Below are 20732 nucleotides of genomic sequence, written 5' to 3'. Positions count from 1 at the left end.
TCTTGGTAGCCGCGAAAAACGTGAACAGTGCAATCGTCCCTGTAGAGGCGCATATCAGTAGCACCGTTAAACGATGTGCAACGCGATTGACCCTGCAGGGGTCACATATCAGTAGCAGCGATAAACGATATGCAGTGCAAACGACCCTGTAGGGGTCGCACATCAGTAGCAGCGATAAATATGAACAGTGCAAATGACCCTGTAGGGGTCACACATCAGTAGCGGCGAAAAATGTGAACAGTGCCACCGACCCTGGAGGGGTCGCATCTTGGTAGCCGCGAAAAACGTGAACAGTGCAATCGTCCCTGTAGAGGCGCATATCAGTAGCACCAATAAACGATGTGCAATGCAAATGACCCTGTAGGGGTCACACATCAGTAGCCGCGATAAACGTGAACAGTGCAAACGACCCTGGAGGGGTCGCATATTGGTAGCCGCGAAAAACATGAACAGTGCAAACGACCCTGGAGGGGTCGCACATCAATAATAAATTCAAGGCCTTTAAAAACGAACATATGAGATTAATGATAAGAAAGATAGTTGTATTAATTGTGTTTTCCATTCTATGTTGGAATAGCCGTGCACAAACGCAATCATTCGGGCATTCGCACAACGATTACGAAAATAAAATTCCATTTTACGAGGCTTTTTTCGCCGGAATGCGTTCCATTGAGGCGGACGTTTATTTCTGGAAAGACAGTCTCCTAGTAGCGCACGAACCAAAAGACATTCGCGTTGACCGTTCATTACGTGCGTTATACCTAGAACCGCTTAAAAGCATCATTACAAAAGATGGTAATGAATTGAAGAAAATGGGGCCGAAAGGCTTTCAACTGATGATCGATATTAAAACAGCTGCTGTCCCCAGTTTGAACGCATTGATTCAACAACTGCAACAATACCCGGAAATCATTAACAGTGAATACATTCGTATTTCAATTTCCGGAAATCGCCCATCTCCCGACACCTATACTACTTACCCGGATTTTATTTGGTTTGATGGTGAAATACAAAAGACATACTCCCTCGATGCTTTGACACGCATCGCTATGATGAGCGACAATTTTGGTAGCTATGCGGCGAAGTGGAATGGAAAAGGAAGAGTAAGTGCAGAAGAAGAAAGAAAGATTGTGGCAGCAGTAACCAAAGTTCATCAATTAGGAAAGAAGATTCGTTTTTGGAACAGTCCCGATAACATCAATGCCTGGTATCATTTCTCAGATTGGGGTGTAGACTATATCAACACGGATCATTCCACCAAACTATCCGAATTTCTGAAAACCTATCCAACCCGGTCTTATACCAATGCGGTGCAATCAAAAATCTATCAACCGAAATATAAGAACGATGGAGCATCCAAGCCGGTAAAGAATGTGATTCTACTTATTGGAGATGGAACAAGCTTAGCCCATTGGTTTGCCGGATACACAGCCAATCATGCCTTCTTGAATGTATTCAATATGCGCTCTATTGGTTTGTCGAAAACTTCTTCCGCCGATAATTTTGTAACCGATTCGGCGCCCGGTTCTACAGCTTTCGCTTCCGGACAAAAAACCAAAAACCGCTACGTTGGAGCCGATACCAATGGATTACCTCTCTTACTTTTGCCCGCTATCTTTGACAAGCGTGGAATGAAAACAGCTTTGATCACTTCAGGTGATATAACAGATGCCACTCCCGCCGATTTCTATGCGCATCAATCGGAGCGCTCTAAATCTGATGCAATTTTGCGCGACCTTCTAAAAGCATCCATCGCTTTTATTGCTGGTGGATATCCATCTAACATTCCCACTTCATTACAAGACTCTGTAAAAGTAAAGTTTGATGTAGTAGCCAATTTATCTGATGCGAAAAAGGGCTTGAAGCCGGTATTGGTTAGTGATTCCAACGCCTATAAATCAATTTTACAAGGTAGAGGTGCATGGTTGACCGCTGCCTTCGAAAAAGCGGTTTCTATTGTTCAAGGTCCCAGGGGATTTTTTATGATGTTAGAAGGCGCTCAAGTAGATCATGGCGCTCATGCGAATGATCTTCCCAAAGTTGCAACAGAAGTGATCGATTTCGACCAAGCAATAGCAGCAGCTATGAAGTTCGCAGATAGCAATGGAGAAACACTCGTAATTGTTACTGCTGATCATGAAACAGGAGGATTAACGCTTTTAGATGGCGACTATAAGAAAGGATTCATCGCCGGACAATTCGCTTCCGATGATCATTCCGCTATTCCGGTACCTGTGTTCGCCTATGGACCCGGTTCACAATATTTCAGAGGGGTGTATGAGAATACAGAGATTTTTAGGTTTGTGTTGAAAGCGATGGGAGTTAATAATTAATAATTAACAATTAATAATGGAACAGCCGAGATAATTAATAATTAACAATTAATAATTAATAATGGAACAGCCGGCAGTCAGGTTGATTGAATACAGAGGCTAATCTGTGGTAATCTGTAATAATTTGAGTATTCTGTGGTCAAAAAAAATGCGAATTCTAAAATCAATTTCCGATCATAAAAATTTTCGATCAGTTTACTCAACCGCAAAGTAACTAAGTACGCAAAGGTCCGCAACGAAAGTCGCTGCGTTTCCTCCGCGAACTTGTCCTTAGCAGGCCGAAATTCTAGTCGAAGGATCGCTGTGCCGCTGCAGTGAAAGAAAATTGGATGGATGCGAAAAAAAAGCTCTCTGCGACTCCTTCGCGGACTCTGCGCTCTTAGCGGTGAATGTATTTCCTAAAGCCCAACGCCTAAAGCCTAACACCCAACGCCTAACCCCTAATTAAACATCAACTCCGGATAATTAAAATCCAAACTGAAATCCATATTCGCGCATTTCGCCATTAGCAAATCCACAATTTCTTGAGTAGAATAATGATACTTGTGATCAATTGGTTGATCGTGGTATAAGAAATCATTCATGCCATCTTTAAAATCATTCCCCAAGTCATCGAAGGTTTTCACGCCCAAATTTCTCAATGCTGCCGCATTGCACTGCTGTTCATACTGCCCTTTAATAGGAATGGCAATTAGTTTCTTCTTCAAAGCAATGGCTTCAGCAGGCGTTTCAAACCCACCACCGGTGATCAATCCATCGCAATGAATCAAGCTTTCATTGAAAGCCTGTTTTCCAACAGGGATATAAGTAATATTATCGATTCGAGTGGGTTCGTTTCTTTGATGAGAGAAAATTTGAAACGACACATCTTTGTGTTTAGAAAAAATAGGGTGCAAAATTTGATCGCAATAAGCAGGCAGATACACAGTAATGTATCCACCCTTCGTAGGTTCAGCGTTCAGGATCTCAGATTTAATAACGGGGGAGTAGATAAAGTCATCATAACTATCGAAATGCAACCCTATGTATTGATTTGCCTTGGCGTAATTCTTTAAAATCCATTCTCCCACAAAACTCTTCTTGCCCGGCCGTGGTGTTTTTTCCGACATAAAACTAGCCTGGTGTCCAAAATTCACAGATGCTTTCTTCTTTCTTGCACATGCCATGGCCGTTACGCTGTCGAAATCATTTAAAACCAAATCGTATTTTTCAACCGGTAATTCATTAACTTCTTTCCACAATTGAGCAGGATGAAAATTCTTTACCAATCTTGTAAAGTCTAAGCTTCCGGTGCAGGTATAAAACAAACTGATGCCTTTGCTTCTGTATTTAATTGGCGCATCCAAGCTAAGGGTGCTGTTCGCTCCACTCAAAAAAATATCTACTTCTCCATATTTCTGTAAGAATGGGAGTAGTTCCATAGCGCGACTAATATGTCCATTTCCGGTTGCTTGTACTGAATAAAGTATTTTCATGGTTTAAATTGCTAGTGAGTTAATATAGAAGCTGATCTCATCTGTGATCACGTTGGTATGGGCTTTCATCGGAGTGAAATTTTGGGTGAATTCTTTTTCGTCGTAGGTGAAAATGCTCCACTCGCTGTTTTTATATTCTAGTGAAGTGAGGTGTTCCACCCAATCGCCACTGTTTAAATAAGTAACCGAACCTTGTTCATTTGAGATCACACGCTTTTGTGGCTCGTGAATATGTCCGCAGATAACGTAATCGTATTTTTTTTGAATGGCAATGGTAGCAGCCATTTCTTCAAACTTTTCGATCTTCAGCGCTTTGTTAAATCCTTTCATGATTTTTTTGGAGAAGGATACCGGTTCTTTTTTCAGCAAGCGCATTATGGAATTGGTCCATTTATTTAAAAGCAACAAAGAAGCGTAACCGGTGCTGCCTAATTTAGTAATGATGCTGGCTCCATTCTTGGTTGTGTGATCAAATACATCACCGTGGAAGATCCAGGTCATTTTGTTGTTGATCTCTAGCACCAGTTTATCGGTGAGTGTAAACTGACCCAATTGCAGATCTGTGTATTTACGGAGCATTTCGTCATGATTGCCCGTAATGTAGAACACACGGGTTCCCTCATTCATCATTAAATTCAGCACTTCTTTAATAACGGCCAAGTGAGCCGGAGGGAAATAATGTTTGGAGAATTGCCACCCATCAATGATGTCGCCGTTTAATATTAAGATGCTTGGTTGTATACTTCTTAAATACGCAACCAATTCCTTTGCTTTACAGCCGTAGGTGCCAAGGTGGATATCGGACAACACTACTACATCTAATTTTCGTTTTTCCATCAGAGTTGGGTTTCACAAAGCAAGCATATCAATCTTACTAAACTATTAGCTCTATATTATGTAACCATTAAGCCTGTGTGAACATTTTATTACCACCACTGCATTTTAACATGTTTTTAATTTGCTAACAGTTCGTTAAGGCTCCGGTCACAATCCCTTCACAAATCGGTAACACGTTACAAATACTTTCGCAGCATCAAGCAAAAATCAAAATCAACTGATATGAGTAATTCCTCTTTCAGCCTCAAAACACTGATGTTGGCACTGGTAATGTGGTTGCCAATTGCAGTGTTTGCACAAAAATCGATCTCTGGAAAGGTCCTGAATTCCAAAGATCAAACACCTGTGGCTGGGGTGTCTCTCGTTGTTAAAGGAACTTCTGCAGGAACCACTACCAATGCAGATGGTCAATTTTTCTTAAAAGCAAATGTGGGCGATGTAGTTGTAGTGAGCGGCATCGCAATCAAAGAAACAAACTTCACCGTTTCAGCTTCTGCTAACTATTCTGTTTCAGTAGAAGTGAATCCTCAAGCATTGAACGAAGTAGTGGTAACCGCTTTGGGTATCAAAAAAGAAACCAAGCGCCTCGGTTACTCGGTTCAAGAAGTGAAAGGTGCTGATCTCGTGAAAGCGCGTGAACCAAATGCGATCAACGGATTGGTTGGTAAAGTGGCCGGTCTCTCAGTTGGCGCAAGTGCCGAGATTCTCGGTCGCCCGCAAGTTTTGTTGCGTGGTACCAGTCTTACCTTCTTCGTAGTTGACGGGGTTCCCATCAACTCAGATACTTGGAACATCAGCCCGGATGATATTGAATCCTATTCAGTTTTGAAAGGACCAACTGCTGCAGCTCTTTATGGTAACCGTGCAGTGAATGGCGCGATCATCATCACTACTAAGAAAGGTTCAAAAGACAAAAGAGGTTTCTCTGTAGAATACAATAGCTCAGTAATGATGGAGAAAGGTTTCAACTCTTTCCCTAAAGTACAAGATGAGTACGGTCCTGGCGACCATGGTCGCTATGCATTCGTTGATGGCCGCGGTGGTGGCTTGAACGATGGCGACTATGATATCTGGGGTCCTAAATTCGAAGGACAATCCATTCCTCAATACGATAGCCCAGTTGACCCTGTTACCGGTGTGCGTCAAGGAACTCCTTGGGTAGCACGTGGTAAAAACAACCTCGGTCGTTTTTTACAAACAGGATTGCTGACAACCAACAATATCTCTGTTTCTTCCAGCAATGAGAAGTCAGATCTTCGCTTCTCTTTAACTCATACCTACCAAAGAGGGATTGTTCCGAATACACAATTGAATGGTTTCAACTTCAACACTTCTATTGCTCACAATTTCAATAGCAAACTCCGTTTTGAAGCCAATATGAACTACAACCGTCAGTCTACTCCAAACGTTCCCGATGTGAACTACGGCCCTAACAGTATGATCTATAACATCGTTATTTGGGGTGGTGCCGATTGGGACATCGACGACATGAAGAATTACTGGCAGCCCGGTAAAGAAGGTGTTCAACAAATTTATGCTGAATACCAACGTTACAACAACCCATGGTTTTTGGCCAAAGAATGGTTGAGAGGTCACTACAAGAATGACTTGTACGGTTATGCAACCTTAAGTTATAAGATCAACAAGAACCTCGACATCATCGGTCGTTCTTCAGTAACTACTTATGGTTTGTTGAGAACAGAAAAATTCCCTTATTCTGCCACTACTTATGGTAGAGAAGAAGCAAGAGGTGACTATCGTGAAGACACTCGTAACCTATTTGAAAACAACACCGAAGTGTTGGTGAAATACAATCAAAATTTCAAAGGTTTGAATGTTTCAGCAGTAGGTGGTGGAAACGTACGCACCATGCGTTACAATTCTAGTTTCGTTACTACCGATTATTTGAACGTTCCCGGTATCTACACTTTTGCAAACTCTAGAAACCCCATCGTCGCTTCTAACTTTAGCTCTCAGATGTTGGTTCAGAGTGTGTACGGTTCATTGGATTTGAGCTACAAAAACTATGTAAGCTTGAATGCTTCTATTCGTACAGATAAATCATCTGCTATCCCAGGTTCTAAACCAGGTACCTACCCTTCAGCAGCAATTAGCACGGTGATCAGCGACTATGCAACGATGCCTGGTCCTTTCTCTTTCTTAAAATTGAAAGCATCGTATGCCAATGTTCGTGATGGTGGTACTTCCGCTTATATCGGACCTTCTTCTTACCCTATCGGATATGGGGCTGCTTATCAAACATCGTATGATGGACCAACCTATTCTTTGGTGAGCAAAACTTATAATACTCGTTTGGATTATAACAATACAAGTGCAGCCTATTATACTGATAACTTGTATGATGATATCCAAACTGCTGCTCGTTCTAACTACGAAGCCGGTTTCGACATCCGTTTCTTGAAAAACAGAATCGGCTTAGAAGGGGTTTTCTTTACTTACGTAGATGGACCTCAAATCTTCCGTAACCCGATCTCTCAAACAACCGGTTATTCAGCTATCTATATCAACGCAGCGAAATACCAAACCAAGGGTATGGAGTTTACTTTGAATGGAAGTGCCGTAAAAACTAAGTCGTTCAGCTGGGATGTATTGGTCAACTGGTCTACTTATCGTCAAACCTACGCAGAACTTCCTGCTGACTCAATTTTGGTGGGTGATATCTATGTGAAGAAAGGTGATCGTTTAGACTTGTACCAAGGTCAAGCATTTGTAAGAACACCTGATGGAAAAATTGTAAACGATGGTGGCGGACGTCCTATTCGTTATCCTAAAAACCAAATCTTGGGTTATGGTAATCCTGATTGGGTATGGGGTGTTACGAATAAGTTCCGTTACAAAAACTTCAGCTTAACCGTTCAAGTGGATGGTCGTGTAGGTGGTACTATGGAAAACTACCTGCGTCGCCAAACCTTCCGTGGTGGTCGTCACATCGAAACTACTCAAGGTGCAATGGGTGAAGCTCGTTATCAAGACTACTTAGGTAACAAAACGTATGTTGGTGAAGGTGTAGTGGTAGCAAGTGGTACTCCTGTTTACGATCCTGTAACCGGTCAGATCACTAACTACAAAGATTTAACCTTCGCTCCAAATACTACAAAAACGTATTTGCAAGATTATATCAGCCGTTACAATTCAACTGCTGAAGGAAACTTGATGAGTAAAACTTTTGCAAAAGTTCGTGAAATTACCTTGGGATATACACTTCCTGAAAGCTTTGTGAAAGGAAGTTTCATGAAATCTGCATCGGTTTCTTTTGTAGGACGCAACTTGTTCTATTTCGTGAAGAAGCGTAACAACGATGTAGACATCGACCAATACGCAGGTTCACAAACCTCTAGTAACCTCCAAACGCCTACTTTAAAGCGTTACGGAATCAACATCAACATTGTATTCTAATACATAAACTAAGTTAACATGAAATCTAGAATCTTAATAGCCGCTGCTGTTCTCGTTATGGGACTTACGGCTTGCGATAAAAAGTTTCAGGAATTGGAGCAGAATCCAAACAGCCCTGAATCCGTTCCGGCATCTCTTGCTCTGAATGGTGTTGAAAACAGCATCTTTATTGAACCCTGGGGTATTGAACACCGCTGGAATCAATTCGCTTGTTGCAATTATAACTACTATGGTAACCAAGAATACAACTTCGGTGGTGCTACTTTGTACTACACTACCTTGAAGAATGTAATTAAAATGGAAGAAGAAGCAAAGAAGTCTGGTGGTAAAGACGTAAATCCTTACACAGCCTTAGGTAAATTCTTCCGTGGTTATTTGTTTTATGAAATGACGATGCGTGTAGGAGACCTTCCTATGAGTGAAGCTTTGCAAGGAAATACCAATCTTACTCCTAAATACAATACACAGAAAGAAATCTTTGTACAAGTATTGAAATGGTTGGATGAGGCGAATACACAAATGGCACAATTGATCACTGCTTCTGATAATTCTTTGTTGGGTGATTTCTACTTCAACAATGATTTGAAAAAATGGCAGAAGGCAGTAAACAGTTTCCGTTTAAGAGTATTGGTAAGTTTAAGTAAGAAAGACGCTGATGCAACTTTGAACATCAAAGCCGATTTTGCAAAAATATTGTCTAACAAAACCAATTACCCCATCTTCGAAAGCATGGACGATAACTGGCAGTATGTGTACATCAATCCATTTAACAAGTACCCTACAAGTCCTGATAACTTCGGTTTTGATGCTACTCGTTACAACATGTCTTCTACCTATTTGGGAATTTTAACTGCCAACAAGGATCCAAGAACCTTTGTTGTTGCGGATCCTGCCGGTTCAAAATTGAAAGCCGGCTTGGCTCCCTCAGATCATGCAGCTTATGTTGGCGCGAGCCCTGCAGAAGATTTGGCTGATATGAGCTCTAAAGCAGGAACCGATAATGGCGCCGGTTTCACTCCGGGTCAATATTCTTTCTACGGTCGTAAGCGATATTACAGCACTTATACTGCTGAAAATACTTTGATGGTAGGTTATCCTGAAATGTGTTTCAATATTGCTGAAGCTATCAACAGAGGTTGGGTAGCAGGCGATGCTGAATCTTGGTACAAAAAGGGTATCCAAGCCTCTATCGGATTCTATGGTATCAAAGAAGGTGCTAACACTTTCTATTATTTGAAACCCGGTGGTAAAGTAAGTGAAGGCGGTGATTACTATAGCTTCGCTGTAAGCTTCATCTTCAACGATTACTACAACCAATCATCGGTAAAATACGCAGGCAACACTGCAACAGGTTTGAACCAAATTCTGACACAGAAATATGTAGCTTTCTTCCAAAACTCAGGTATGGAAGCTTATTACCAATACAGAAGAACCGGTATCCCTGCATTTGCACAGAATGGTCCGGGTACGGGCAATAGTGGAAAAATTCCTAAAAGATTTCAATATCCCGGAACTGAGCGTACCACCAATGGTACAAACTTGGCAAGTGCTTTAAGCAGCCAATTCGGTGGTTCAGACGATATCAACAAAGAACTTTGGGTAAATCAATAATGGTTATTAGTTAAATTTATAAGGGCGTAACGAATAGTTGCGCCCTTGTTTTAAATCTAGAAGTATGCAAAAACTTTTCTTTTCACTTATATTGATCGTTGTAAACATGGCAGTATTTGCGCAACGCAAAACTGAAAACGTGATCATCGTAACCCTCGACGGCATGCGCTGGCAAGAAGTATTCAAAGGCCTCGATCCGGTTTTAGCGTCTGACAGCAGTTATGTAAGAGACCGCGACGATTTGAAACGTGACTTTGGTGCTGCTACTCCTGAAGAAAGTAGAAAAAAGATCTTTACGTTTTTCTGGAATACCATCGCTAAACAAGGTCAACTTCACGGTAATCGTACGCTCAATAGCACAGTAGACAATGCCAACAAATATTGGTTTTCCTATCCCGGCTACAATGAAATTTTCACCGGTTATCCTGATACAGCAGTCAACTCTAACGATAAGACCTGGAACAAAAACATCAATGTGTTAGAGTTTTTAAACAATCAATCGGGAATGAAGGGTAAAGTAGCTGCTTTTACAACATGGGATGTGTTTCCGTATATCTTAAATAGACAAAGAAGCGGCCTCTACGTAAACGCAGATGCTGATTCATTCAATTTCAATACGCCTACTTTAAAAATGCTCAACGATATGCAGTACCTCGCGCCGCGTCCCATCGGCGTGCGACCTGATCTTATTACATATATGGCTGCTCGTGAGTATTTAAAAGCATACAAACCAAAAGTATTGTACATCTCTTTCGATGAAACGGATGATTTTGCTCATGGCGGCTTGTACGATCAGTATCTAAAAGCAGCTCATGCAGAAGATGCCATGATTGGCGACCTTTGGAACATCATTCAATCCATGCCTGAGTACAAAGACAAAACCACGCTCATTGTAACCACCGACCATGGAAGAGGAGATAAAGTAAAAGGAAACTGGCGTCATCACGGAGAACGTATTGAAGATGCACATGAAATTTGGATTGCTGCCATTGGACCTGATATGAAACCACTGGGTGAAGTATCGAACGGCCCCGGGCTCTTCCAACAACAAATCGCAGCTACCATCGCACAGTTGCTTGGCTTTCAGTTTACAGCCAACCATCCGGTAGCTGCACCAATTCCTTCAATCTATAAAAAATAAAAGATGGATTTAGTACATGCCATACAAATAGCTGATGAAATCATCGGGCTCTATGAAAAGCATGGTGGCAATGAGTATGCAGGTGAAGCCGTAACCCAATTGCAGCACATGTATCAGTCTGCAGAACTGGCACGTGAACAAAACAGAGAAGCTGACATCATTCTTGCAGCCTTCTTGCACGATATTGGCCACATCTGCGTTCACGCCGAAGAAGAAAACCAAATGAACGGATATGGCACTAAGAACCACGAAGGGGTTGGCGCCGAATTCCTCGCTAAACATGCTTTTTCAACTCGTGTTATTACTTTAGTAGAAGCACATGTGGAGGCAAAACGTTACCTCACGTGGAAGCATCCCGAATATTACGATCAATTATCTGAGGCCAGTAAAATTACACTAAGCTATCAAGGTGGTGTAATGAACAGCGAAGAAGCAGCCGAATTCGAACAAGACCCTTTGTTTAAAGAAAAAGTAATCATGCGACATTTAGATGATGAAGCAAAAGATCCTTCTAAACCTGTGGGCGATTTGAGTTTTTATCGTAGATTGATCATTCAACATTTACAACAACAAAACTGAGTAATGGCAAAATATAAATTGGTGGTGCTGGATATGGCCGGCACTACCGTAGTTGATAAGGGAAATGTAGCTGCTGCTTTTATCGAGGCTTTTCAATTCCACGGAATTAAATTAGGAAAAGAAGAAGTGAATTTTGTGATGGGATGGAGAAAGATAGATGCTATCACCAAATTGCTGACCGATCAAAAGAAAACCGGAATTGTTGGCGGCCCTGAATTAATCAACAGCATTCATACGCGTTTCGAAAACAATATGGTGGCTTTCTACAAAGCAGATCCTGATTTGGCACCACTACCTTATGCAGAAGAATTGTTCTCAAAACTTCGCTCGCATGGTGTGAAAGTAGGATTGAATACCGGGTTCACTAAACCCATCGCTCAAACGATTGTAGATCGATTGAATTGGAACGATAAAATTGATGTGATGGTAGCCAGCGATGAAGTTCCGGAAGGCCGTCCTTATCCCTACATGATCGAGAAAATGAAAGCTTTGTTTGGTGTGGAGAACAATGCTGAAGTAGTAAAAGTAGGAGATACAGAAGTGGATGTTCAAGAAGGGCGAAATGCTCAATGTGGATTAGTGGTTTCTGTAACAACCGGTGCCTATACCAAAGAGCAATTGGCATCCTATCAACCCGATGAAATCATTGACAGCCTCGCTGCTTTGGAACCGATGATTCTTTAATGAGTACACTACCCATAAATAAGAAAGCCGATTGGCAAAAAGCCGTTTACATCGCTATAGTGGCGTTTGTAACTTACGCTTCTGTTTATGCCTATCGCAAACCCTTTACCGTGGCTTCTTTTGAAGGCATCAGCTTCTGGGGTGTGCCTTATCAAACTTTGTTGATCATCAGTCAGGGAATTGGATACATGCTCAGTAAATTCACAGGCATCAAATTCATCGCAGAACTTGGTAGAAAAGCGAGATGGAAGCCCGCATTTTTATTGATCGGCACGTCCTGGTTGGCTTTATTGATCTTCGGATTGATTCCTGCTCCCTATGGTATGCTTTGTTTATTGTTGAATGGATTTTGCTTGGGCTTTCTCTGGGGCATCGTTTTTAGTTATGTAGAAGGAAGAAGAACCACCGATTTTATTGGAGCTGCTATGGCAGTAAGCTTCATCTTTGCAGGAGGCTTTACCAGAAGCGTTGCTGTTTGGCTTCGAGATGCTTTTTCCATTCCCGATGTGTGGATCGGCGCTGCTACCGGATTGGTCTTCTTTCTTCCCCTTGCACTTTTTTTCTTTTTGTTAGAAAGAGTGCCTGCTCCATCAGAAGAAGATGTGGCGGAACGACAAATGCGCATTCCAATGTCGCGCGAACAACGAAGAAAAATTCTCCAACAATTTGGATTGGGATTGTTAATGGTAACCATCACCTATGTGCTACTAACGGTAATGCGCGATATACGAGACAATTTCATGTCGAACATGTGGAATGAACTCGGTTACGGAAAGAAGCCCGAAAAGTTCACTCAAACCGAAACCATCACTTCCATCATTGTATTAACGGTGATGTGTTTGTTAGTGCTGATTCGAAACAGCTTCAAAACATTCTTTATTATACATTCTGTTGTAGCTGTTGGATTTGTGATAGCAGCCGGTTCTTCAATCGCCTACTTTCAAGGATGGATCAGCGGTGCAGCTTGGATGCAAGGAGTAGGGCTAGGACTGTACATGGGTTATATTCCCTTTAACTGTATCTTTTTTGAACGATTCATCAGCGCTTTCAAAATTGCAGGGAATGTTGGTTTTCTGATGTACATCGCCGATGCATTCGGATACATGGGAAGCATGACGGTGATGCTTACCAAAGAGATCGCTCGCGTTCAAATGAATTGGGTGAATTTTTATGGAACGGCTGTAATTATTGCCGGCGTGTTGGGTTTGGCAGGAGTATTAGGTTCCTATATTTATTTTAAAAAACAAGCAAGTTTGCAAACTCATGAGTAAGTCTGCTATTGTAATAGGTGCGGGTATTGTTGGCTTGGCCACAGCGCGCGCATTGTCGATTAAAGGATTTGATGTTACCGTTATCGAAAGATCCACCTATGCAGTAGGTGCTTCTGTTCGAAATTTTGGAATGGTGTGGCCGGTTGGTCAACCCTCAGGAACCTTGTACCAACGTGCTTGCAGAAGCAGAGATATTTGGAAAGAAATTGGCGACAGCGGCGCCTTCTGGTACGAGCAAGCAGGCAGTTTACATTTAGCCTATCATCAAGACGAATGGGAAGTATTACAAGAATTATACGAACATTACCATGCAGAACGTCCTATTCAATTACTTACTGCTGAACAAGTAGTAAGCAAATCTACCATTGCACAAACCGACAAATGCTTGGGTGCACTCTGGAGCTCCGACGAAACCATTGTTACTCCTTATAAAGCCATCGCATCTTTACCAGGCTATTTAAACGAAGCATACGGTGTTGAGTTTATATGGGATACAGCTGCTACTGAAGTGAGCAGTCATAAAGTGAAAGCTGGCGGCAACTATTACGAAGCAGATTTGATTGCAGTATGTAGCGGAGCCGATTTCGAAACACTCTACCCTGAAGTATACTCGAAACAACCCATTACCAAATGCAAGCTTCAAATGATGCGTTACAGCGCATCGTCTTCCGATAGAGTAGGGGCGGCGCTTTGCGGTGGATTGAGTTTGATTCACTATAAAAGTTTCACAGTTGCTGCTACTTTGGAAAAGCTGCGCGATCGTTATGAATCAGAAATGAACGATTATGTAAAGAATGGAATTCACGTCATGCTTTCTCAAAATGACGAAGCATCTATTACGCTCGGTGATTCCCATGAATACGGACTCACTTTTGATCCTTTCGATAGAGAAGACATCAATAAACTTATTCTCGATTACCTCCAACAATTTGCAAATATTAAAGGCTTCTCACCTCAAGCTTCTTGGCACGGCATTTATGCCAAATCAACCATTGGCGCTACTGAAATTCTCCTTAATCCTGAACCGGGCGTTCATATCATCAATGCATTAAGCGGAGCGGGAATGACTTTGAGTTTTGGATTGGCAGAAGAATGGAGTAGTGGAATTTGATAATTGGTAAATGTGTTCATTGGTGAATGTGACCCTGATTTCAACTAACTCAACAACTCTCAAATTAGTTAGCCGTTCTGCTTACGCGCAAGGGTAAATCCAATCGTTGTTCCCACATCAGGAGTGCTTCTTACATGCACGGTTTCACCATGTGCTTCTATAATGTGTTTGCAAATAGCGAGACCTAAACCGGTACCCCCTTTATCGCGCGAGCGCGCTGAATCGGTTCTATAAAATCGTTCGAAAATGCGGCCCAAATGTTCTTCTTCAATACCTATTCCATCATCACTTACCTCAACAATTACATGTTGCTCATCTGTATTGTAAACGCTGGCTACAATGGTTCCGTTTTGCTTGCCGTATTTGGTAGCATTCACCACCAAATTCACCAATACCTGTTTGATCTTTTCTTTATCGGCAAAAACTGTAATGGGGGCTTCGCACCCTTTTTTGATAGAGGCTTGGATGTTTTTCGCTTGTAATTTTATCGACAAAGTGTCGTACACTTCCTGGATCAAATCTTGGATCACAAAATTCTGTTTATACAACAATTGCTCTCCACTTTCCAAACGCGTGATCTCATCCAAATCGCTCACTAGATTTACCAAACGAGCAGTATTCTTCGATGCTTTTTCCAAAAATCGTTTGGCCACTTCTTGATCTTCCATGGCTCCATCCAAGAGCGTGTCTACATATCCTTGAATGGCAAAGATGGGAGTCTTGAATTCGTGAGCAAGGTTTTGTAAGAATTCTTTCCTGTAGGCCTCATTCCGTTGGAGCAACTCAATTTCTTTTTGTTGCTGCTCGCCCCAAGCTTCCACATCTTCTCTCACTTCATCAATACTTTTCTTAGGTAGAATGTATTTGAAATACACTTCTTCTCTCTTGGTAGCCTTTTTTTGATGAATGAGTTTGTAAATGAGTTTGATCTTGCGATAGATAAATTGCTCGAGCGTCACCAATATTAATGCAAAACTTCCGATCCATACAATCACCAAACTTGCTGTACCGATGCGCCAATCGGAGGTAATACCCCAAATGCCGAGTGCAATCGGTATTGAAAGTATACAAGCTGTAAAAGCAGATAACTGACGGGGAGAAAGATTCTTGGTAGACGCCATAGTGTCAAAGCTACTAACTACAAATCAAATTTGTAGCCTACTCCTTTAATTGTGGTGATGCAATCCAAACCCAATTTCTGACGAATCTTACGAATGTGCACATCAATGGTTCGGTCCCCAACAATCACTTCTTGACCCCAAATCTGACTCAATATTTCATTTCTTAAAAAAACACGTCCCGGGCGGGATGCTAGTAGATTCAATAATTCAAATTCCTTTTTTGCCAATACCACTACTTCACCTTTTACCTTCACTTCGTACTTGTCGGCATCGATCTCTAATTGGTCAAACTTCAGTTGGTGGTCATTCTCGGGAACCGGTTTGCTGATTCTTCTAAACAAGGCATTTACCCTGCTTACCAATACTTTCGGACTGATCGGCTTGTTTACGTAATCGTCGGCACCCGTTTCTAATCCCTTAATTTGGCTCGACTCGTCGCTTAATGCTGTTAGGAAAATGATCAATGTATCTTTAAAGGACGACTGACTTCGCAAAATTTCACACACTTCCACTCCATTTCTCTTCGGCATCATAATGTCGAGGATAATCAATTCCGGCTTGAACATCTTTGCCTTGGTCAAGGCCTCGTCTCCGTCTTTTGCCGTGATCACTTCATACCCTTCTTTCTTGAGGTTGTACTGAATAATCTCGAGAATATCCGGCTCGTCATCCGCAATCAGCACCTTTTTACCGTTCTCAACCATGCTTTAACAAATATTTTCACAAACCTAACACTTTGTTCATCAGTATATAGCCTTGGAATACAAGTTTACAATTTCTTAATACGACCGACCTGAAATTTAACAGCCGGGAAATAAAACCCTAACAGTTCAATAACCGTCTATTTTATTGCAAAATGGCCCGATTTCAGGCGTTAACATAGTAAATAAGTAGAAATTCTTAGCCTCATAAATACGTGAAAAGCAATAAGAAACGTTTAATTAACACGAAATGATAGTATTTTTGTTTTGTTGATCATCATGAAAAAATTCGTATACGCATTTTTCTTAGGGTCCTTCTTTATTCCCGCCTTGGTAAAGGCGCAAGACCCCGTCTCCTATAAAGTAGCCACCGACCGCCTGCTCTGGCACGATAATATTGACAAACAGCAAAAGAAACTTGTAGATGAAGCCGGTGCCGTGAAGGTATCTACCGACCCTGCTTTGAACCTGCATGTTTCCAATGCATTGATCAAGAGAGTGGATCAGTTACAGATGCAAATTGAACTCGACACCGTTTTCAATGGCAATACCAAGAAAAAATACCTCCGCAGCCTCGAAATGATGCTGAAGGGGTTCACCGATAATTTCAAGAACAAGGATTTCGGAATCGCCCTCGCCCAACCCTTAGTGGATGCTTTCGAAGAAGGAATGAAACTCGATTATAAGAACGAGTCCGTTTTCCCGCTCATTGAACGCGAGCCTTACGGTGTTGCCAAGATTTTGGTGGAACTTTTCACTTTCCCAACGGAAAATCCGGGAGTGGCACCCGGCAGAACCGAAGTGCTCAGAAAATACCTAGGCCTCCACCCGGAAGAGATTTTGAAGGTGCTGAGAAATAATACCGATCTCTATTTTGCAGATAGTTTTATTGTGATCGCTGCAAACTATGACATTCCGCGCTTTTACGATTTTGCTCAGGCTAGAAACGCTCTGGGTGATCGCATTCGCAAACACCCCGATACCCTGGTTCACACTATTGCCACCATGGCCAATAGCAAGAGCGGTCGCCTGTACATGCCGTTCTTAGAAAACATTTTACGCGGAAAAATTACCATGGAAGACATCGATAAAGTGCTGACCAACGAGTTCGCCTATTATCGATTATTGGTGAATACAAGAATTGAATACGCCGGCAGATTGCTGCCTCCAACCAGAGATACCGCACGTGAATTGAAATCACTCACTGATATGATGCGTAAAAAAGCGCAAGAGTACTTCGTGAATGAAATCAATGCATTGCACTCCGAAAACAATGAAGCCGTTCGCTTTAAACGGTTGGAAGGTTTAACGGCTCAAGAGCTGTATTATCTGGCGGTATTATGCGAAGATCAGATCTATACTTCCAGTTTCGTAAAAGGAGTATATCCCCGTATTTTCCAACGCATGAGCAATCCTAGAGGTGATAGTTTGTTGTTAAGCGTACACGCTGATTTCTTCCGTAAGTTCATTAAGATGTGCGCCGGCTACAATACCCTCAACGATTTTCTAGGTAGAATTGAAAAGGACAATGCTAATATCTTGATGAAAGCCTTCGTAATTGGACTGGAGAAAACAAAGGGCACAGAAGAAGCAGTAGATGTAGCCGATTCTTACAGCAGCATCATGGATAAAAATCCGGAACTCGCTCGTTTCATTCGCACAGAAGTGGAATGGAATTATGAAAAGAATGAAATCATTCAAAATAGAAAGGGCATAACGATCTATAATATCTTGAAAGTGTTGTTTCAATCGGCCGATACCTCCAAGAAAGTGGACGTTAGTGCAGAACTTGGTATTCCACCTGTATACACGGTTGATTTAAAATCTTTAAAAGACGATAGCAGCCGTATTGTAATGCAAGCATTCTTTTATGGTGATGAAGACAAAGACGGACAGAACTCTTTCGCCAGTTTCATGGCCAATTTCCGCGGCAATGCCAATTGGAAAGTAACCGAGAATGCGGAATGGGTATCCATCATTAATAACAAGAACAAGAACTTTCAAATCTACGCCAACAAGCCCTTGTATGGTGAAAACGATCCGGAAGAAACGGCTATCGATCATTTGAATGATTATCTTTTCGATCGCAATATTCAACCATCGGTATACATCCATCGTGGGCACAGTTACCACGTGAAGTCTACCATGCGTCGTTTAATGCCATCTGCAAGAATAGTAGTGTTGGGTTCTTGTGGTGGATATAATAATATCAACGAAGTGCTGAACATCAGCAGCGATGCACACATCATTTCTTCGAAACAAACCGGAACCATGCACGTGAACGAGCCTATCATTCAGGCTTTGAATGCCAGCATCACCGCCGGTAAAAACATCGACTGGGTAGCCATTTGGAAAGAGCTCACCGGTAAATTCACTTCCGGCGACGCCAAAGAAAAATTCGACGACTATATTCCACCGTATAAAAATTTGGGGGCCTTGTTTATTAAGGCGTACAACTTGAGAATTAATAATTAACAATTAATAATTAATAATTGAACAGCCGGCAGTCAGGCTGATTGAATATCGGAGGCTAATCTGTGGACCTAAAGCCCAAAGCCTAAGGCCTAACGCCCAACCCCCTACCGCCACCCATAACTTTATTCGCCAATTCTAACCCGTTTTGTTTTTCTTTGCATTATGTCTGATCAGCCGGCCAAGAAGAAGAAGATTCTCGATGTGAGTTTGTTGAAAAGGGTGTTTCGATATGCAGCTCCCTACAAAACACGTTTTTTCATTTCCATCTTTTTATCCATTGCACTAGCAGTGCTCGCACCGGTTCGTCCTTTTCTAATTCAAAAAACGGTTACTACTTTCATCGCTCAGGAGAACATCAATTGGGTGATCTGGATCACCGTTATTCAAATAGCTGTATTGTTGGTGGAAACCGGCGCACGATTTTATTTCACGTTCATCACCGCATGGCTAGGTCAACATGTAGTGAACGATATACGTCAACAGGTATACCGCAAAATTGTGGGACTCAACCTTCGTCAATTCGATCAAACCCCCATCGGTACGCTTACCACCCGCACCATTAACGATATTGAAAGCATCAACGATATTTTCGCTGATGGTCTCATTCCTATTGTGGCCGATTTGCTCTCCATCATTTCCATTTTCATCGTAATGTTGGTGACCGATTGGAAGCTTACCCTTATTTGCCTTGCACCTTTCCCACTTTTGATCATTGCTACTTATTTCTTCAAAGAAAGCGTGAACAAAAGCTTTATGATTGTGCGAAATGCCGTGGCTGCCCTGAATGCCTTTGTTCAAGAACACCTTACCGGAATGGCGGTGGTTCAGTCCTTTGCCGCTGAAGACCAAGAGTTTAACAAATTCAAGAAGATCAATAAAACCCACCGCGACGCGAATATCAAAGCCATTTTCGCTTATTCGGTTTTCTTCCCTGTAGTGGAGATCATTCTGGCCGTTTCTACCGGTTTGCTGGTGTGGTGGGGAGCTACTAGTGCGCTGGCCATGTCGGGAGAGGAAGCCACTGAAATGGCGGGAAAAATTATCGCCTTCGTGATGTACTTGAACCTACTGTTTCGACCATTGCGGGTAATTGCAGACAAGTTCAACGTATTGCAAATGGGCATGATTGCCAGCGAGCGTGTGTTCAAAGTGATTGATAATGAAGACTATATAAAGAAAGAAGAAGAGGGCAGCTTTGCTCCGGAAGGCCTCGAGGGTGCCATTCAATTCGATAAAGTGCAATTCAGCTATACACCCGGAACCCCTGTTCTAAAAAACATCAGTTTCGACGTAAAACCGGGAGAAACCGTGGCCTTGGTAGGTCATACAGGAAGCGGAAAGACCTCCATCATCAGTTTGCTGAACCGACTTTACCAAATTCAAGAAGGTGACATTAAAGTTGACGGTGTTTCTATCAAAGAATTTCAACTCGATGCCCTGCGAAAAAATATTGGAATAGTTTTGCAAGACGTATTTCTGTTCTCGGGGTCTATTTACGACAATATCACGTTAAGAAACCCGAATATTAGTCGAGAACAAGTGATACAGGCTGCACAAATGATTGATATGCATGAGTTTATCATGAGTTTGCCTGGTGGTTACGACTTTAATGTTATGGAGCGTGGTTCTACCCTCAGTTTGGGGCAACGTCAGCTCATTTCTTTTATAAGAGCACTACTCTATAATCCGTCCATTTTAGTATTGGATGAAGCCACTTCTTCGGTGGATACTGAGAGTGAGCTACTTATACAAAAAGCGATCGATACCTTGATTTCGGGTCGCACTTCCATTATCATTGCTCACCGTTTGAGCACCATTCGTAAAGCCAACAAAATCATTGTGTTAGACAGAGGCGAACTCAAAGAAATGGGCACGCACGACGAGTTATTGGCACTTGGCGGGTTCTATGCGTCACTCTACAAAATGCAGTTCGATACCCCTAAGATTCTCCATTAATATTTCTTAACGATTTATTA

General features: G+C 42.0%; 14 protein-coding genes. 10 read left to right on the top strand and 4 right to left on the bottom strand.

Annotation, left to right across the window (positions count from 1 at the left end):
* Positions 1 to 515: 515 nt before the first annotated feature.
* Positions 516 to 2333, top strand: a complete 1818-nt coding sequence (locus ACQ2HE_RS17235; RefSeq protein WP_430901370.1) for an alkaline phosphatase — start codon at positions 516 to 518, stop codon at positions 2331 to 2333.
* A gap of 440 nt (positions 2334 to 2773) precedes the next feature.
* Here the strand turns inward: ACQ2HE_RS17235 and ACQ2HE_RS17230 are convergent, their stop codons facing one another.
* A complete protein-coding gene (locus ACQ2HE_RS17230) occupies positions 2774 to 3808 on the bottom strand; it encodes a glycosyltransferase family protein (protein ID WP_430901368.1) in 1035 nt (344 codons plus the stop codon).
* 3 nt (positions 3809 to 3811) lie between these two features.
* Positions 3812 to 4645 (bottom strand): UDP-2,3-diacylglucosamine diphosphatase, encoded by an 834-nt coding sequence (locus ACQ2HE_RS17225; protein ID WP_430901366.1) that lies wholly within the window; start codon positions 4643 to 4645, stop codon positions 3812 to 3814.
* A 222-nt stretch (positions 4646 to 4867) separates the two neighbouring features.
* Here ACQ2HE_RS17225 and ACQ2HE_RS17220 point away from each other — a divergent pair, with 222 nt between their 5' ends.
* The 7 genes from ACQ2HE_RS17220 to ACQ2HE_RS17190 all read left to right on the top strand — a co-directional run bounded on the left by ACQ2HE_RS17220 (position 4868) and on the right by ACQ2HE_RS17190 (position 14459).
* On the top strand, positions 4868 to 8062 hold the full coding sequence (locus tag ACQ2HE_RS17220) for a SusC/RagA family TonB-linked outer membrane protein (protein WP_430901364.1): 3195 nt from the start codon (positions 4868 to 4870) through the stop codon (positions 8060 to 8062).
* A gap of 18 nt (positions 8063 to 8080) precedes the next feature.
* On the top strand, positions 8081 to 9673 hold the full coding sequence (locus tag ACQ2HE_RS17215; RefSeq protein WP_430901362.1) for a SusD/RagB family nutrient-binding outer membrane lipoprotein: 1593 nt from the start codon (positions 8081 to 8083) through the stop codon (positions 9671 to 9673).
* Positions 9674 to 9737: 64 nt separating this feature from the next.
* A complete protein-coding gene (locus ACQ2HE_RS17210; RefSeq protein WP_430901360.1) occupies positions 9738 to 10814 on the top strand; it encodes an alkaline phosphatase family protein in 1077 nt (358 codons plus the stop codon).
* A 3-nt stretch (positions 10815 to 10817) separates the two neighbouring features.
* On the top strand, positions 10818 to 11393 hold the full coding sequence (locus tag ACQ2HE_RS17205; protein ID WP_430901358.1) for an HD domain-containing protein: 576 nt from the start codon (positions 10818 to 10820) through the stop codon (positions 11391 to 11393).
* A gap of 3 nt (positions 11394 to 11396) precedes the next feature.
* Complete coding sequence (locus tag ACQ2HE_RS17200) at positions 11397 to 12077, top strand: HAD-IA family hydrolase (protein ID WP_430901356.1); 681 nt, start codon at positions 11397 to 11399, stop codon at positions 12075 to 12077.
* The gene (locus tag ACQ2HE_RS17195) at positions 12077 to 13348 is read left to right on the top strand and encodes a DUF5690 family protein (RefSeq protein WP_430901354.1); all 1272 of its coding nucleotides are present in this window, start codon (positions 12077 to 12079) and stop codon (positions 13346 to 13348) included. Before ACQ2HE_RS17200 ends, ACQ2HE_RS17195 begins: the two co-directional genes overlap by 1 nt.
* Complete coding sequence (locus tag ACQ2HE_RS17190) at positions 13341 to 14459, top strand: TIGR03364 family FAD-dependent oxidoreductase (protein ID WP_430901352.1); 1119 nt, start codon at positions 13341 to 13343, stop codon at positions 14457 to 14459. The genes ACQ2HE_RS17195 and ACQ2HE_RS17190 overlap by 8 nt, the downstream gene beginning before the upstream one ends.
* Positions 14460 to 14527: 68 nt before the next feature.
* On the opposite strand, the gene ACQ2HE_RS17185 is transcribed toward ACQ2HE_RS17190, so the two are convergent.
* Complete coding sequence (locus ACQ2HE_RS17185) at positions 14528 to 15580, bottom strand: sensor histidine kinase (RefSeq protein WP_430901350.1); 1053 nt, start codon at positions 15578 to 15580, stop codon at positions 14528 to 14530.
* 17 nt (positions 15581 to 15597) lie between these two features.
* Positions 15598 to 16284, bottom strand: coding sequence for a response regulator (locus ACQ2HE_RS17180; protein WP_430901348.1), 687 nt, complete (start codon positions 16282 to 16284; stop codon positions 15598 to 15600).
* A 276-nt stretch (positions 16285 to 16560) separates the two neighbouring features.
* Here ACQ2HE_RS17180 and ACQ2HE_RS17175 point away from each other — a divergent pair, with 276 nt between their 5' ends.
* Complete coding sequence (locus tag ACQ2HE_RS17175; protein WP_430901346.1) at positions 16561 to 18756, top strand: hypothetical protein; 2196 nt, start codon at positions 16561 to 16563, stop codon at positions 18754 to 18756.
* A 162-nt stretch (positions 18757 to 18918) separates the two neighbouring features.
* A complete protein-coding gene (locus ACQ2HE_RS17170) occupies positions 18919 to 20712 on the top strand; it encodes an ABC transporter ATP-binding protein (protein ID WP_430901344.1) in 1794 nt (597 codons plus the stop codon).
* The last annotated feature ends 20 nt before the right edge of the window (positions 20713 to 20732 follow it).

It is taken from the genome of Endoryza foliicola, from assembly GCF_050589245.1.
GTDB classification, from domain to species: Bacteria; Bacteroidota; Bacteroidia; order Chitinophagales; family Chitinophagaceae; genus Endoryza; species Endoryza foliicola.
Note: the sequence above shows the minus strand (reverse complement) of the source record. Positions and strands in the feature narration are given on the sequence as shown.